The sequence below is a fragment of the Kitasatospora sp. NPDC087271 genome (assembly GCF_044744605.1).
Classification (GTDB): Bacteria; Actinomycetota; Actinomycetes; order Streptomycetales; family Streptomycetaceae; genus Kitasatospora.
This window is the reverse complement of the sequence record NZ_JBIUYQ010000003.1, coordinates 448,858-463,333: the sequence shown is the minus strand read 5'-3', so window position 1 is coordinate 463,333 and position 14,476 is coordinate 448,858. Positions and strand designations below refer to the sequence as shown.

At 68.1% G+C, this 14,476-nt stretch carries 17 protein-coding genes; 9 read left to right on the top strand and 8 right to left on the bottom strand.

Annotation, left to right across the window (positions count from 1 at the left end; all coding sequences use genetic code 11):
- The 3 genes from ACIO9K_RS08570 to ACIO9K_RS08560 all read right to left on the bottom strand — a co-directional run bounded on the left by ACIO9K_RS08570 (window position 1) and on the right by ACIO9K_RS08560 (window position 1,937).
- Window positions 1-204 (bottom strand): hypothetical protein, encoded by a 204-nt coding sequence (locus ACIO9K_RS08570; protein WP_400327981.1) that lies wholly within the window; start codon window positions 202-204, stop codon window positions 1-3.
- Window positions 195-959: a tyrosine-type recombinase/integrase gene (locus ACIO9K_RS08565; protein ID WP_400327979.1), complete on the bottom strand. Its 765-nt coding sequence runs from the start codon at window positions 957-959 to the stop codon at window positions 195-197. The genes ACIO9K_RS08570 and ACIO9K_RS08565 overlap by 10 nt, the downstream gene beginning before the upstream one ends.
- 192 nt (window positions 960-1,151) lie before the next feature.
- A complete protein-coding gene (locus tag ACIO9K_RS08560; protein ID WP_400327978.1) occupies window positions 1,152-1,937 on the bottom strand; it encodes an alpha/beta hydrolase in 786 nt (261 codons plus the stop codon).
- A 295-nt stretch (window positions 1,938-2,232) separates the two neighbouring features.
- Between ACIO9K_RS08560 and ACIO9K_RS08555 the strand changes: the two genes are divergently transcribed.
- The 3 genes from ACIO9K_RS08555 (at window position 2,233) to ACIO9K_RS08545 (ending at window position 3,976) form a co-directional block, all read left to right on the top strand.
- Window positions 2,233-3,255, top strand: coding sequence for a LuxR C-terminal-related transcriptional regulator (locus ACIO9K_RS08555; RefSeq protein ID WP_400327976.1), 1,023 nt, complete (start codon window positions 2,233-2,235; stop codon window positions 3,253-3,255).
- 66 nt (window positions 3,256-3,321) lie between these two features.
- Window positions 3,322-3,516, top strand: a complete 195-nt coding sequence (locus ACIO9K_RS08550) for a hypothetical protein (RefSeq protein ID WP_400327974.1) — start codon at window positions 3,322-3,324, stop codon at window positions 3,514-3,516.
- 28 nt (window positions 3,517-3,544) lie between these two features.
- Window positions 3,545-3,976 (top strand): VOC family protein, encoded by a 432-nt coding sequence (locus ACIO9K_RS08545; RefSeq protein ID WP_363619770.1) that lies wholly within the window; start codon window positions 3,545-3,547, stop codon window positions 3,974-3,976.
- Window positions 3,977-4,130: 154 nt separating this feature from the next.
- Here ACIO9K_RS08545 and ACIO9K_RS08540 read toward each other — a convergent pair whose 3' ends face one another.
- Window positions 4,131-5,486 carry a tetratricopeptide repeat protein gene (locus tag ACIO9K_RS08540; RefSeq protein ID WP_400327972.1) on the bottom strand — a complete coding sequence of 452 codons (1,356 nt, stop codon included), beginning with the start codon at window positions 5,484-5,486 and terminating at the stop codon, window positions 4,131-4,133.
- Window positions 5,487-5,730: 244 nt separating this feature from the next.
- Here ACIO9K_RS08540 and ACIO9K_RS08535 point away from each other — a divergent pair, with 244 nt between their 5' ends.
- The 5 genes from ACIO9K_RS08535 to ACIO9K_RS08515 all read left to right on the top strand — a co-directional run bounded on the left by ACIO9K_RS08535 (window position 5,731) and on the right by ACIO9K_RS08515 (window position 9,853).
- Window positions 5,731-5,886, top strand: coding sequence for a hypothetical protein (locus ACIO9K_RS08535; protein ID WP_209414820.1), 156 nt, complete (start codon window positions 5,731-5,733; stop codon window positions 5,884-5,886).
- 116 nt (window positions 5,887-6,002) lie between these two features.
- On the top strand, window positions 6,003-6,929 hold the full coding sequence (locus tag ACIO9K_RS08530; RefSeq protein ID WP_363619772.1) for a hypothetical protein: 927 nt from the start codon (window positions 6,003-6,005) through the stop codon (window positions 6,927-6,929).
- A 35-nt stretch (window positions 6,930-6,964) separates the two neighbouring features.
- Window positions 6,965-8,209 carry a hypothetical protein gene (locus tag ACIO9K_RS08525; protein WP_363619774.1) on the top strand — a complete coding sequence of 415 codons (1,245 nt, stop codon included), beginning with the start codon at window positions 6,965-6,967 and terminating at the stop codon, window positions 8,207-8,209.
- Between the two features lie 630 nt (window positions 8,210-8,839).
- On the top strand, window positions 8,840-9,487 hold the full coding sequence (locus ACIO9K_RS08520) for a hypothetical protein (RefSeq protein ID WP_363619776.1): 648 nt from the start codon (window positions 8,840-8,842) through the stop codon (window positions 9,485-9,487).
- Window positions 9,488-9,607: 120 nt separating this feature from the next.
- Window positions 9,608-9,853: a hypothetical protein gene (locus tag ACIO9K_RS08515; protein WP_363619778.1), complete on the top strand. Its 246-nt coding sequence runs from the start codon at window positions 9,608-9,610 to the stop codon at window positions 9,851-9,853.
- On the opposite strand, the gene ACIO9K_RS08510 is transcribed toward ACIO9K_RS08515, so the two are convergent.
- The 4 genes from ACIO9K_RS08510 to ACIO9K_RS08495 form a co-directional block, all read right to left on the bottom strand.
- Entirely contained in the window at window positions 9,854-10,012 is a 159-nt protein-coding gene (locus tag ACIO9K_RS08510) for an HNH endonuclease (RefSeq protein WP_400328063.1), read from the bottom strand.
- A gap of 387 nt (window positions 10,013-10,399) precedes the next feature.
- Window positions 10,400-10,897, bottom strand: coding sequence for a hypothetical protein (locus tag ACIO9K_RS08505; protein WP_363619780.1), 498 nt, complete (start codon window positions 10,895-10,897; stop codon window positions 10,400-10,402).
- Window positions 10,898-10,899: 2 nt separating this feature from the next.
- Complete coding sequence (locus ACIO9K_RS08500; RefSeq protein WP_363619782.1) at window positions 10,900-11,148, bottom strand: hypothetical protein; 249 nt, start codon at window positions 11,146-11,148, stop codon at window positions 10,900-10,902.
- Window positions 11,149-11,479: 331 nt separating this feature from the next.
- Complete coding sequence (locus tag ACIO9K_RS08495) at window positions 11,480-13,213, bottom strand: recombinase family protein (protein ID WP_363619783.1); 1,734 nt, start codon at window positions 13,211-13,213, stop codon at window positions 11,480-11,482.
- Between the two features lie 322 nt (window positions 13,214-13,535).
- Between ACIO9K_RS08495 and ACIO9K_RS08490 the strand changes: the two genes are divergently transcribed.
- The gene (locus ACIO9K_RS08490; protein WP_363619785.1) at window positions 13,536-14,468 is read left to right on the top strand and encodes a glycosyl hydrolase family 18 protein; all 933 of its coding nucleotides are present in this window, start codon (window positions 13,536-13,538) and stop codon (window positions 14,466-14,468) included.
- Window positions 14,469-14,476 lie beyond the last annotated feature (8 nt).

Below are 14,476 nucleotides of genomic sequence, written 5' to 3'. Positions count from 1 at the left end.
TCAGCAGCACTTTCGGTCGGTGGGGTCAGGTGATGATCGGACGGTCAGCGGCAGGGGTCGGCCGGGTTCGACGCGGAGCTCGTTCGGGGTCGGGCCAGCTGGGGTGGCCACCTCGGCGAGGCGCTCGAGAAGGCGGTCGAGGGCGCTCTGGCCGTCGTCGACGGCGGCGCGTTCCTCTTCGGTGAGCGGAATGCTCACGAGCATGCGCTGCAAGTTGGCCTTGGCTTCGACGAGTTGAGATCTCGTCGATTCCTTGGGGGTGTAGAAGTCGCAGCGGGCGCAGGCCATCCGGTGCTGGCACTGTTCGAAGAACGAGTAGGAACACAGCCCGTGACCGAGATCGTAGTACTGCCATGGTTCACCGTTGGCCGCGGCCCCGGAGGTGATGGCGTCCCGGTCGAGAAGGACCTCGACCGTGCGGACATTGCGGGCGAAGTAGCCGGCCTCGGTGTATGCCTTCGTGAGGGTGCTGGGGGTGATCTTGGCGTAGTGCTGGGTGGACTCCGGACTCCGGACTCCGGACTCCGGTGACCAAGCCAGGCTTGCAGCTCGAAGAGCGTCATCGGCTCCTTGGCGTTGTAGAGCTGGCTGGCGATCGTGGAGCGGGCCCGGTGGCTGGTGATGTTGCCCCGGACATCGGCGGTCGGGACGCCGGCCTTGCGACACAGCGATGGGATGACCGCGGTGTTGATGTAGGTCTTCGCGAGGCGTTTCGCCCGGTGCGCGAACAGGAAGTCCACCTGCTCGCCGGTCTTGCGGTCCAGCATCTTCGGCTGCTGCGGCCGGAGTTCCTGCCATGCCTCGATCGCCTTGCCCAGCAGAGGGTCAACTGGCTTGGTGAACGAGGTGCCGGTCTTGTGGGTGGGGACGTCCAGCAAGCAGACGGCGTCCCGCGCCAGCACCTCGTCGGAGTCGCCGGGGATGGGGAAACCGTCGTGCTGCCAGCGGATGCACTCCATGCGGAGGCGGGCTATCTCGTCGCTGCGCAGGCCTCGGGTGCACCCACTACCCACTGCTGGCGGAGGTGATCGCGGACGAGATGGGCGAGGGGGTGTCCCTCATCTCCAGCGCGGAGGAGTCCGCCAAGGACGTCGCCTGGCAACTAGGGAAGCTCGGCCTGGCCCGCGCGCGGTCCGTGCCGCGGCACGTCTTCATGACGACCGGAGACCCCCGCCAGTTCCAGCGGATCGGACGTCGCTTCCTGGGCCCGGTACTGACGGACGTGGCCGCAGCAGTGCGCTGACGAGGCGCTGCCGGTCCTCCGGGTGGTCGGCCAGCCAGGCCCCGAGCCGGTGGTCGGCCCCCGCGAGGCGCAGCTCGGAGAAGTCGGCCTTCGTGGCCAGCGACGTGCGGACCAGGTCGGTGACGCCGGGCGGGATGACGGCGTCCTGCTCCGGGACCACCAGCAGGGCCCGGCCGTTGAACCGCGCGAAGGTGCCGGGCGCGGAGCTGGTCCGCCAGCTGTCGGGCCTGCGGATCAGTTCGGTGAACCCGGAGCCGAAGGGCACGTCCCAGGCCTCCGTGCCGTAGATTCCGGGGGCGCAGGCGGCGAGCGCCGCGACCCGGCCGCCGTACAGCGCGACCAGGTCGGCGAGGGTCTGACCGCTCATACTGAAGCCGACCAGGGCGAGCGGCAGGTCGGCGCCGAACACCTTCTCGATCACGGCCGCGGCCTGGTGCCGGCGCCGGCGGAGGCTGAGGTCGCGCAGCTCGCCGGTGCTCTCCCCGTGGCCGGAGAAGTCCAGGGCGACGGCCGGGTGCCCGAGTGCGGCGAAGTCCTCGGCGAGCGGCAGGTTGCGCTCCTTGCTGCCGTTGCCCGCGCCGTGCATGACGACGACGCCGATGCGGTCCGCGACGGTGCCGGGCCCCGGGTCCACGGTGTACACGCTCAGTTGCTCGCCGTCGATTGGGTGAACGGTCTTGTGTACGACGCCCATGACGCCCCTTCGGAGAGGGAGTTGACTTTCGATCAGCAGAAAAATGTCACACTGCAATCGTGTGCCACCAGTATACTGACCGGACGTACGGGGGTTCGTGGCACGGCTGTTGACGAGAGGGCCGGAGCAAACCGGGCGCGGGGAGGAAGACGGCCGGCCGGTGACGGGGGTGTGTTGCGCGTGACCCGTGTTCCCGCCCGGGGCCCGCCGGAGCCGTCCGGCCCGTTCCGCTCCGCTTCCCTTCGATTCGTCGTGTCCTTTCACCCCCGGCCTCGACTCGACGGAAGGTGGGGGGATGGATTCCCTGCTCAGGGAACGCACCCGGCCCGGTCTCCGACCGGTGCAGTTGACGCTGACGGAGCTGGCTTCGTACCGGCGCATCGTGAACGACGGGCCCATGCGCCCGGAGGAGCTGTCCTCCGGGGAGGGCCGGGCGGCGTCCGCCTCCACGGTGGAGCGGCTCGTCAAGGCGGGCCTGGTCCGCCGGCTGGAGGCCGGCCGGCTGGCCGCCGTCGACCCGGCGCACGTCTCCGACCGGCTCCTCGAGGGTTGGGAGGAGCGTCTGCAGGGTGCCCAATCGGACCTGATGGTCGCCCGGGAGCAGCTCGCCGAACTGGGCCTCATCTACGCGGCCCGGCAGAGCGGCTTCCAGGGGCCCCAGTTCGAGCGGATCGAATCGGCGGACAAGGCGCTCCGCACGGTGGAGCGGTACGCGGGCGAGAGCCGCCACGAGGTCCTGGTCGCGCTGCCCGGAGGGCCCCGCCCGGCCGCTGAGCTGCCCGGATCCCGCAACTGGGAGGGCGAGTTGCTCCACCGCGGCGTGCGGCTGCGGACCCTCTACCAGCACGCGGCCCGGTTCCACCCCCCGACGGTGGCCTACGCCGAGGAGGTCGCCGGACTGGGCGCGGAGGTCAGGACGGTGACCGGGAGCCTGGCCCGGTTCCTGGTCTTCGACCGGAAGGCGTTCCTGGTGCCGCTGCGCGAGGTGCCCGGCGGTGCCCTGATCGTGCGCAACGAGGACCTCGTGGCCTTGGCGGTGGAGATGTTCAACCGCTTCTGGACGGCGGGCGAGCCCATCGGGAAGCCCCGGGAGAAGGCCTTCATCCAGGGCCTGACCGACCAGACCCAGCGCTCCATCCTGCAACACCTCGTCGACGGCGCCGACGACCGTGCCACGGCCCGGGCCCTGGGCATCTCGGTGCGGACGTGCCAGCGGCACGTCTCGGAGATCATGCGGGAGCTCGGGGCCACCAGCCGCCTCCAGCTGGGCTACCTGCTGCGGAAGAACAGCCTGCTGGAGAGCGGGGACGAGGGCTGAAGGGCCCCTCCGGCGGCGCGTCCGGACCCGGCCGGGTGCCACCGGACGGTCCGGGGCGGCGAACTCATGCCCGTCCTGGAGAGCGACGCGATCTGCCAGGAGCTGATCGAGGACTGGTCCGGCACGGTCGCGGAGGTCCGGGCCACGGTGGACGGCGAAGTTCCTGAGGAGGCCGTCGTGCTCGTTGTCCAGTCCCGTCGCCGGATCGGCTGGCCAAGGTTCCGGCCTCCCGACAACATGCGTATTCCTGGAGGGAGATGAGCAAGAGGTCCCCTGTTATGGTGCGCTTATGTCATCGATCAAGAAGTTCCAAGTCACCTTCGACTGCGCGGAACCCCAGCGCGTCGCCCGCTTCTGGTGCGAGGTGCTGGGGTACGAATCGCCGCCGCCGAACGGGTTCGCCACCTGGGACGAGTACGACCGCTCCCAGCCCGCTGAGGACCGGGGTTCGTGGTCCGCCTGCAGTGACCCCACAGGCGAGGGCCCGCGACTGTTCTTCCAGCGCGTTCCCGAAGGCAAGGTCGTCAAGAACCGGGTGCACCTCGACGTGCGGGTCGGCACCGGGCTCGTGGGCGAGGAGCGCCTCGCCACGCTCGAAGCCGAGTGCACCCGGCTGGTCGCGCTCGGCGCGGTACGCGTGCAACTGCTCTACGACGGCCACGATTCGTGCATCGTGATGCAGGACCCCAACACACGTGACTACCAGTTCTGTGCAGCTTAGCCGCAGGTCAGCACCAACGACAGAGCCCCGCCCGGCGCTTGGCCGGACGGGGCGTTTTGCTGTCTGGCGAGACCTACTCAGTGCGAACGGCTCGATGGTGCGGGACGGCCCAGCACTCACGCGACCAGCCAGGGCGGGGTCTGGCGGGTGCAGGTCAGGCTCGGACGAGTTCGGCGGCGCGCTGCCCGAGGTCTGCGGCGCCGGGAATGCCACGCCGGGCCCAACTCGTCATCGTGGTACGGACTTTGTGAAGGTCCTTCTTGTGTCGGTCCGAGACGACTCCATCCATGAAGTCCAGGGACTGACCCCAAATCCCCACGGCTTCGTCGTGGCGGCGCTGAGCGGCGACCGACCGGGCCAGGTTCCCGAGCGTCAGGGCGTGAATGCGCCGGAACGCCTCGGGGTCACGACCGGCGAGGGCTGCGCGGTGGTGACGTTCGGCCGCCTGGTGGTCTTTCAGCTCGGCCAGCGTCTTGGCGGTGTGAGAGGCGACAGTTGCCGCTACCGGCCCAGTAGCCGCCGTGAAGGACGCGGGCGGCGTCGCGGTGTCAAGCATGGCGTCCTCGGCCGCCAGTAGCGCCGCTGCGGCCTTTTGCCCGCTCCCCACAGCTCCGTACGCCCTGGCGCTCGTGATCAGCAGCAGGGCCTCGGTCTGTGGGTCCACCTTCCCACGCGCTCGCCGCAGGGACTCCTCCGCCAGTTCAACGCAGAACTCCGGCTGCTTGAGGTTGAGGGCCTGATGAGCGAGGGCACGCATCATCCAGGCTCCGTGTCCCGTCGGATCGCTCTCGCAGGCGAGTTGGTAGCCGAGGAGGTAGTACCGCTGTGCGGCGCCCTCCCGGCCCAGGTCGTGGTACTTCCACGCGGCGAGGTACGACAGTTCGGCAGCCACGCCGTAGGCGTCCCGGCGAATCGCCTCGGAGGGGTACACGGCCTGGAGCATCGGCACCACCGTGTCGGTCAGGTAGGTGGTCACCGCGCTCAGCCCGTGCCCACCGCCAAGACGCTCGTCAGCGGCAGTGAACACGCCGGTGATGTGCCGGACGGTGGCCACCTCGCCGACGCCCACCCGGCCGCCGGACCTTCCCGCTCGCAGGGTCGCTGCGACCGCATGGTGATCGTAGGTCAGCGGCAGCGCCACGGCGGCGGTGGCGAACGCACTGGCGAGGAAGTCACGGCGGGACTGCATCACGGCTCTCCCGAGGTCGGCGGCGGTGGCCAGCGGGTCGGCACTCATAACCTCCCCGATCGCTTCCGACCCTAATCCGATCTCCGCCACGGTTACCTTGCGGCGCGTCTTCCGGGTAAGGGCCTCGGCAAGATACTGCGGCGTGCGCCCGGTGGGGGTACCGCCGGCCACCCAGTGAGCGACGGCCGATGGAACCGTGGCCAAGTGCTCCCCCGCCTCCGAAGCGACCGTGCGCACTGTCGTCGCCAGGGCCTGGTACGTGCATCCGGCCTCCGCGATCACCCGGGCCAGTGCTTCGTTCGGCGCCTTAGTGTCCGTCAACTGTCGCCCCCAATTGCGATCTTGAACGGGTTGAACGGGATCGGTGTGCTCACACCGTACCGCCGGAGCGTGACTGACTGTTCACTGATTGCACCGACAGGCCAGGGGGTTCCCGCCGACTGGCACGGCAATGACGACACCTGCCGCAAGCCACGCGGTGAACCCGCCACCGGTCGGCAAGCTCCTCCCCGAACCTCGGGGAGGAGCACCAATCCGCAGCAGTACCTATGGAGGGAGCACAACCATGTCCGACAGCACCCAGGTCAGCAACCTGACGCGGCGCCTGGACCACTCGGTGCCGGACGGCGACTTCGCGCCGGTGGGCGTCGAGTCCCTGACGCGGCGGCTGGACCACTCGGTCCCGGACGGCGACTTCGCGCCCGTGGCCACCGAGGTCTGACAGCAACTCCGAACTGATGCCGTGTAGTTGACGGCATGGCGGGTCGGCTCGGACGACCACCCGGGCCGGCCCGCCGCGCGGCATCGCCACACAGCCCCAAGCAAGGAGAGACCATAGTGAACACCACCATCGCCACCAGCGTCCCGGCTGGCTCCTTCTTCGATCTCGGCCGGAAGGACCCGGACCTGCTCCGCCTGCGCGAGGAGGGCGCGGAGAGCACTCTGCCGTTCGCCTTGATGGAACGCCTCATCAAGTCCGGCACCCCCTACGCGCAGCACGCCCGTTCCCTGCGCAGCGAGAGCGTGACCGTGGCCGGAGTGACCTTCGACTGGTTCGACGCCCAGCTTCCCGGCGAGATCGCCAACGAGATCAACCTGACGAGCTACGAGATCGCCGAGCACACCGATGACCGCCGCGCAGCACTGTCCGAGGCGCTGGACCGCCTGTCGCTGGTCCACCCCGAGGGATTCGCCCGCGTGCGCGAGTTCGTCCGTGGGATGTTGTGGGTCGGGCTCAAGCCCGGGGTCCGCGCTTCTTCGCTGACCAGTTCCAGTGACCCGGCGCTCCCGTACATCGTCGTGTTTTCCGACAAGGCCCGACACCACATCCCGCCGAACACGGTCAGCCCGGAGCCGTCCCCCCGGTTCCTGGCGGAGAACCTGCTCCACGAGGGAACGCACCAGTCGATCAGCTTCCACGTCCTTCAGCACCAGGTCTTCGCCGACGGGTACTCGTCGAAGGAGTCCCCGAAGATCGAGATCAAGTGGCGAGCGGGTCAGGGCGTCGCGCGCAACCAGTACTGGGAGGTGGACCGGTCCTTCCACGCGACCTGTGTCTACAACCAGTTGCTGAGGTTCCGCCGCACCGAGCTGGACCGCGACGACCTGACCGCCACCGAACGCACGTGCTTCCAGGCCGCCTACGACGAGGGCCTGCCCGCCGTCCGCTACCTCATGCGCGAACTCGAACTCCTGAGTGAGAACTTCACCCCGCACGGGGTGGAGCTGCTGGCCGACCTGCGCCGGCAGACCGACCAGCTGTAGTGCCACCCTGAGCAGAACCGAACGAGGAGGGTCCGGTGCTCCAGCACCTCATCACACAAGACGCCGGCCTGCGGATGGTCCCGACCGACCGGAGCAAGTTGGCCACCGCGGTCGGCCAACTCCACGACGACCTAAGGGCTTTGCCCGAGGGGACCGACCTTGCCCGCACCCGGGTCCTGACCAGATGGATCGGTGTCGGCCAGATGTGCTTGGGCCACCACGAGGAGGCCCTTTCGTTCCTGCGTCAGTCGCTCGACTTGGCCGCAGCGAGCGGCAACACCCGAGCGGTCGTAGCCACGGGGCTCAACCTCGGCGACGCCCACCGCTACGCTGGCGACATGCGGACTGCGGATGCGCTCTACCGCAGCGCCCTGGGCACCGCGCGGAGCCAACACCCGGAGCTGGTGGACTTCGCGCTCCAGCACACCGGTAAGTACCTGATGGAGCGCGGTGACCTCGCGGGGGCAGAGGCTCACCTCCGGGAAGCGCTGCGGCTGCGGATCGCCAAGGGCGACACCGAGCTGATCGAGTCCACACAGGCAGCACTCTCGCGGGTGGAACTGCTGATCGCCCGCGCCGCCGCACCGGGAGCGGACGACACTGCGCCTCGCCGGTGGAACGGTCAGTGGACCACGTGGCTCCAGTCCCACACCACGGCCCGCAGCCCGGACCGGTGGGCAGAGGACTTCCCCGCTATTCGGGGCGCCGTACGTGGGCTGACCGCGCATCAGCGGGTCCACCCGCGACACCTGCGCGACCAGCCGTTCCCCACCGAGCTGATCACCGCGATGGCGCAGGAGGCCGAGGAGGCCCTGGCCATCAACGGCTACCTTCACAACGGCAAGTGGAACGCAGCCGTGGGCGATGCCGCGAACCGGTTCGCTGGGCAAGTCGATCTCGCCGCAGTCGTCACGGAGTCCACAGGCCTGGAAGTCGAGCAGCCGCACAACGGCGTCTATATCGCCTATCTGGAGGAGGGGCAGTTCCTCGACTTCCACGTTGACGAGTTCGGGTTCGGCGAGGCCAACCTGATCCTGTGCCTCAAGCACGAGCGTTCCGCGGCGGCTCCCACCGTGAGCACTACCGTGTTCATCGGCGCCGACGGCTACCGTGCTTGCGATCTCGCGGCGGGCGAGTGCGTCGTGTTCGATGGGGCGATCACCCCGCACGGTAGGACGCCCCTTGGCGCCGGAGAACGCGTGACCCTCATCAGCTTCGGATTCCGGGCGCGCGATGTGGCCAAGCGTTCGGCCGCTCACCTCCCGGCCGCTCCGCGCTGAGTACGGGAGGTTCTTCACAAACGCAGAAAGGCCCCGCCTCGCTCCCCTGAGGGAGAACAAGGCGGGGCCTTTGCGACTCTCTTGATCTGTGACTCTCCGCGCAAACGGGTCTAGTTGCGGCGAGGGTTTTTTCCCTCCCTGCCGCGCTTTGGGCCCTGGGAGGGGAGTCACCCCCCTGGGCAAACCCGCAGGTCAGGGGCTTTGCATGGGCTTTTGGCGCTCCGAGGCCCATCCTCCGGGCTGGTGAACGGCCGTCTCGCGGCTGTGACAGGACGTGCACAGCGGGCGGAGCCGTGACCAAGCGTCAGGATCGGGCACGCCTCGGGCGACCAGTGAGCGGCGCGACTCGGGGAAGTGGTCAGCGACCACCGCGAGGCGAGCGCAGAGCACGCACCACGGATGGGCGTAGAGGTAGGCCCGACGGATGCGGGGCCAGCGAGGACCGTACGCGCTGCCACCTGGTGTGCCTCGCTGTGCGTCCGCCTCGGCCTGGTGCTCGGGGCAGCGACCACCACGGGCGGTCAGCTCGGGGCACCCGGGGACAGAGCACGGGGGGCGGGGTCGTCGCGGCATGGGATACCTCGGATCTACTCGACCAGCAGGGGGGTTAGCTCTAGTTCGCTCGTTCGAGTGATTGATGTGTTCCGGACGATCACGGTGGGCAGTGCTCCGGGCGACAAGAAGCCGCAGAGAGATGAGATGACCATGGATGTAAGCACTGTCACGCTGAAGCAGTTCCAGCGGTGGCTCCAGATGGCCGACCTGACCGGGGACGGGGACGGGGACGGCATGGTCAGCAAGGAGGAGTGGCTCGCCTACGCCCGGAGTGACCGGGGCATGTTCGAGGGACTGTGGAACGAGCAGGAAGCCGCCAAGCTCTTCGATGACCTCGACTCGGACAACTCCGGCTTCCTCGACCGGGAGGACGCCATGGCCGTGGCGAAGCGCGAGTGGGCCGCACGCGAGGCGTCCACCCTCAGGGTCAACAAGCTCAAGGAGCCCTATCCCGCCGGAGAGGTGCGGATCATCAACACCAAGCTGGAACAGTCCACCGGCGGCCAGTATCAAGACGGAGTCATCAAGAAGGTTTGGCACGGCAACGGTGGCGATGACGACTACGGGGTCACGCTGTACCAGCCCGCTTACGGCCGAGAGGTGAACGTCTACCCCCGGGGCTCGGATGTCGTCGTCGAGGCCACGCGGAACGCCGGCTACGCCAGCGAGGCCAAGGACAACCAGCGTGAAAAGGAACGCAACTCCTGGACAAGCGGGCAGTAGCCTCCCGATCTGACGCATTCCACCAGGGCCCTACCGCCCCGGCATGGACCTCTCAGAGCCCGCGCCGGGGCGGAGCCATGTCCGGGCGTGACCCGAACGGCTCAAGATCGTTGGCAGCGTATGAACAACACCAAGCGCGTACTTGCTGCCCTCGCTCTCGCCGGGGCTGCACTGACGATCACGGGCACGGCCCATGCATCCGGCATCCTGGGTCTTGGGGACACGGGGTCCTCGAACAACGACTCATCACTGAACCAGAACCTCGGCATCTTCGGGGACAGCATCATGGACGGCACACACAACACCTTCGGCCCCTCAGCACTTATCAAGGGCGTCGATGGCATCGGCACCTCGCACGTACGGTAGTTAGAACGGCGCTGGTGCTCCGAAGTCTCTTGCTGTCTTGGCCTGATGGCAAGTGCGGCACAGAGCTTGAACGTTGTCGTCGGTGTCCTCGCCGCCGAGGGCGAGCGGGGTCCGGTGGTCAACGTCGACCAGCTCGGCGGGGAAGTCCTCGCCGCACAGTCCGCAGACCGCGGAGCCTGCTCGGTCGATCTGCCGGCGAAGCCGCTCGGCGCCGCTGTAGTGCCGACGAGTCCCCTGTATCAGCCATTCCGTAGAGTTCCTGATACAGGGGACTTGCGACTCGTGCAGCCGGTCTACGGGCCCGGCGGAATGACCGGCGGATCGATCGGGCTGCCGTCCGGACGTCTAGGCGTCACGTCGACGGCTAGCAGCCGGCCAGGGTGCCTGGGGTCGCTCATCTGCTGGGTTCCTCGCGGCATTGGCGCCCCACCACTGCGTACTGGCAAGCCAATTGGCGCATCCGACCACACAGGCCGCCCCTGCGCATCCCGGGGAAAGTGTGGATAGGTACCGTCCGGGCCGGGTTCGAGCGCGTCAACGGCCATGTCAGTCGGTCGCCTCGATGTAGGCGTCCCTGGCGGCGTCCAGGTCCTCTGAGAAGGCCGCACCGATGGCCTCGGCAGCCTTCTCCACCGCACTGGTGATGTCCTCGATAATCCGCAGGTCGTACCGGCGCGGCTCTGGAACGGTCAGCGGGTCACCGAGGTGGGACTGTGCGTTCTGTGCGGCGGTCAGGATCTTCTCGCGCTTGTACCGTTCGGCACGGTGTGCGACATATACCTTGAACCACGGCTCAGCGGAAAGGAGTTCGAGGAACTCCGCATGCAGCTCGTTGCCCCGCGTGGATCGACCCTCGGCCTGCGCCATCCAAGTGTTGACGAACGCGCGGTCGTACTCGGTGGCACGCTCGGCACGGCGAGCCTGCTCGACCGCCTCGGCGCCCGCCAAAGCTGCCTCGGCCTCCGCAAGTGGTGCGGCGAGCTTGTCCGCCTGGGCACGCAGCTTGGCGAGCTTGTCGGCCGCCTTGGAAACGTCAGGGTTCACTTTCAGACCTCGCGATCGGTGGGGGCGGAAACGTTGCGGCCGAGCTGCATGGCGGAAGCCTTCGCGATCTCGTAGTGGCCGAGCGAGATGCGACTGATCGGGTTGACCTGGTCGTACTGTTCGGGGCGGTCGCGCCTCAGTTTGGCAAGGTGCTCCATGTCGGCGCTGTACCGGAAAGCGTCGGCGCTCCTGTGGAGCTTTGCGATCTCCCGGTCTTCGTAGGAGTACTTGGGCGTTTCAGGGTTGGTCACGGTGTTGCCTCCGGTTGGTTGGCTGTCGGCGAAATGGAAACGTCTCTGAGGGTCAGCGGGTGTGGCGCACGGGCAGAGCAGCAAAAGAGGTACGGATACTCGGTCCTTTGGGCCCGTCAGTGGGGCGCACGCTAGACCTGCACTCTCGGAGGTAGAAGAGGGGGACGAATTCCCATGGTCGTCGGCAGTGGGCTTTCCCTCCCTACTGTTGTGGAGAGCGCAGACCTTTCCCGCGCCCGCGAACCGGTGACGGGGTGACGCTGGTGAGGCAAATTTCTGTTTCTCTTAGACACTCAACATCTAGAGAAAACTGAAATCACCGTCATCAGCGTCACCCCATCACCACCCCCGCTGGCTGCGCCGCGACGGGCTCGGCGAGGCGGACCCGACTGCCTGCCGCGGGGGCGGTCTGCGGCGACGCACTCAGCTCGGTGCGGAGCCCCGCCGTCTCCTCGATCGCCGGGTCCAGCTCACCCGCGATGGTGAACGTGACCCGCCGCGTGTCCAGCTTCCGCCACCCGCCGCGGACACCCCGCCGCACGTCGAGCCGGACCCCGGCGTCTACCAACATCCGTCGCCGGCCAGCAACGTCCGCGGTCGCCCAGTCGTCCGCGTAGGTCCGCCCGGTCTCCGTGACCACCCGCGTGGGCTCGGTCTTCTCCCGGGACTCCAACTCAGCTATGCGGCTGTCCAGCGCGTTATGTCGCTTCTGCCACTCCTGCGCAGCGTGCCGAGACTTCTGCTGCCCTTGAATTTTGAGGTGCGCCGTGTACTCCGCCACGGTGGCGTTCAGCTCCGGCTCGGGGTCGTACCCGGGCACCTCTACGACGGTCTTCGTCCGGATGGGGCCGACCAGCCGCAGAAACTCCTCTTCCACGTGGTCATCTGCCCAGTCTCCCCGGACGTTCGACGGTGCCTCGCACTTGTCGCCGCGGGCGTGGTGGTTGCACTTGTACGTAGCGGTCCTGCCTTCCTGCGCGTTCAAGTACATGCGCCCGCCGCACGAATCGCAGTGGATGACCCGCAGCAGCAGGGCATCCGTGTCGGACCGGTCGCTGTTCTCGATGCTGCGTTCGTCAAGGATGGCGCCGATCTGGTCGAATTCCTCGCGGGTGAGGATCGGGTCCATGGTGCACATGATCGGGTTGCCGTGGTCGTCGCGCACGGGCACGCCGTTGTGCATCTTCCAGCCGATCAGCGTCTCACTGCGGAGCATCCGGGTAATGACCGCCGGAGTCCACTTGAACACGTCCACCACGACGTGGGAGCCCTTCGCCCCGCCGGTCTTTCCGCCCCGCTTTCGCCCGTTCTTGACGGACCAGTAGTCGCGCGGGCTGAGTACGTCGTCGGTGTTGAGCCCCACTGCGATGGCGGACACCGTGGCACCCTCCAGCAGCTCCCGGACGATGCGCTCAATGACTTTGACCGCGTCGGGGTCGGGCGCCAGGGTCCAACCCTTGCCGCCGAACTCCTCGGGCATCGGGGCGGGCAGGTAGCCGTACGGCGGACGACCACCGCCACGCCACCGAAGCGGCATCTTGCGCATGGCAGCCATGGCGCCGGTCACGCGGTCGCTGATGCTCTGCGACTCGACCTGTGCGGCAAACGCCAGCATGAGCATCTGGAGCTCTGCCATGGGGTCCATGGGGTTGCGGAAGTCGAACACCAGGCGCCCGCCACCGATGCCTTCGGCGAAGACCAGCACCTTGCGGTTTTCCCTCGCCCACTTGGCGAGGTCGTGCATGTGCCCCATGGACCGGATGGCGCGGTCGAAGCGCCACCACACCAGGGCGTCGAAGCTGTCCGGGTTGCTCAGCCACTGGCCGAGCTGCGGGCGGTCGAACGGACTCGTTTTCGACGCGCTGACGTCGAGGTCCACCGCCTCCCGGAGTGCGGCACCCTGCCCGAAGTCGATGTGCAGCGCTGCGGCTGCCTGATCGTCCGCCTCGCGCTGCCGCTCGGGGCTGGTGGTCTCGTCCGTCAGTACGGACAGGCGGACGCAACGAACACCCCGAAGGGTCTCGTTGAACACTGTGCCGGACAACGGATTGCGGGAGTCTTCCATACTGCGTGGGGAGGGGGAAGATTTCCCAGTACCGCACTCCGAGCCCCTGACCTGCACAGATGCCGCTGCCATCTCTCACACTCCAGAACATCCAGTTCTGTGTGTCGGGAGACGTCGAGGGCAACGAGTTCTGCGTCGATTGAGCATGTCCCGAGCCGGTGGGTCGAGCCGGTGGGCCGGGCTGAGGAGCGGCGGTACGGGGCTGGCGGAGTGGAATTCCAGGACGCGTGGTGGGAATGCGCGCGACCCTCCAGGGCGGGGCGGCACGCTTCCTGGTGACCCACAGCAGGTCTGTGGCCGATCACTCAGGAGGAATCCGCCCATGAGCAGTCACGGACACCCGGATGGGGTGCGAGGCACCTCTCCCGCGGCGAAGACGTCGGCGACCCGCCACGTCGTCGCGTTCTACCAGACCGGCACGACCACGGGTGACCCGGACAGCCACTACGTCTCCCCGGTGCCCCTGATCGGTCACGCGGACGTGGTGGAGGTGGCCGCGTTCCACCTCAACGATCCCGCCCAGTACCCGATCCTCACCCTGAACGACGACCCGCCCTCCGCGCCCAAGTACGTTCCGATGTGGCGTGACATCGCCTCGGTGCAGGCGAAGGGCGTCAAGGTCACCGCTCTCCTCGGCGGCGCCGCGCAGGGGACGTACGGGCTGCTCGACAAGGACTTCGGCACGTACTACCCGCCCGTCCGCGACGCCCTCAGGACGTACCGGCTGGACGGCATCGACCTCGACGTCGAGGAAGCGTTCCGCGAGGCGACCGCCGAGCGGCTCATCCGTCAGCTGCGCTCCGACTTCGGGCCGGACTTCCTGATCACTCTCGCCCCGGGGCCCGGCGAGCTCACCATGCCCGAGGGCAGCAACCTCCCCTTCCTCGACTACCGCACGCTCGAAAAGCAGGTCGGCCCCCTGATCCGCTGGTACAACACCCAGTTCTACTGCGGCAACGGCAGCCTCGCCGACACCACCGACTACGACGCGGTCATCCGGAACCAGTTCCCCGCGTCCAAGGTCGTCGCCGCCGGCATCACCAACGACAACCTGGACTGCGAGGGCTACGTCGACATGCCGGCCCTCCAGCGGACCCTGCGCGCTCTCGCCGACAAGTACCCGGACTTCGCCGGTGCCGCGGGCTGGGAGTACGCGCTCTCCCGCGCCGTCGACGGTCCCAACTGCCCCACCGGACCCGCCAGCTGGTACTGCGCCGTCCGTCAGGCGCTCGTCGCCCCGGCGGCCAGGGCCTGACGGTGTAG

Coding starts and splice junctions, on each gene's coding strand:
- ACIO9K_RS08570 (WP_400327981.1), bottom strand. CDS start 204: ATGCTCGTGAGCATTCCGCTCACCGAAGAGGAACGCGCCGCCGTCGAC.
- ACIO9K_RS08565 (WP_400327979.1), bottom strand. CDS start 959: ATGGAGTGCATCCGCTGGCAGCACGACGGTTTCCCCATCCCCGGCGAC.
- ACIO9K_RS08560 (WP_400327978.1), bottom strand. CDS start 1,937: ATGGGCGTCGTACACAAGACCGTTCACCCAATCGACGGCGAGCAACTG.
- ACIO9K_RS08555 (WP_400327976.1), top strand. CDS start 2,233: ATGGATTCCCTGCTCAGGGAACGCACCCGGCCCGGTCTCCGACCGGTG.
- ACIO9K_RS08550 (WP_400327974.1), top strand. CDS start 3,322: ATGCCCGTCCTGGAGAGCGACGCGATCTGCCAGGAGCTGATCGAGGAC.
- ACIO9K_RS08545 (WP_363619770.1), top strand. CDS start 3,545: ATGTCATCGATCAAGAAGTTCCAAGTCACCTTCGACTGCGCGGAACCC.
- ACIO9K_RS08535 (WP_209414820.1), top strand. CDS start 5,731: ATGTCCGACAGCACCCAGGTCAGCAACCTGACGCGGCGCCTGGACCAC.
- ACIO9K_RS08515 (WP_363619778.1), top strand. CDS start 9,608: ATGAACAACACCAAGCGCGTACTTGCTGCCCTCGCTCTCGCCGGGGCT.
- ACIO9K_RS08495 (WP_363619783.1), bottom strand. CDS start 13,213: ATGGAAGACTCCCGCAATCCGTTGTCCGGCACAGTGTTCAACGAGACC.
- ACIO9K_RS08490 (WP_363619785.1), top strand. CDS start 13,536: ATGAGCAGTCACGGACACCCGGATGGGGTGCGAGGCACCTCTCCCGCG.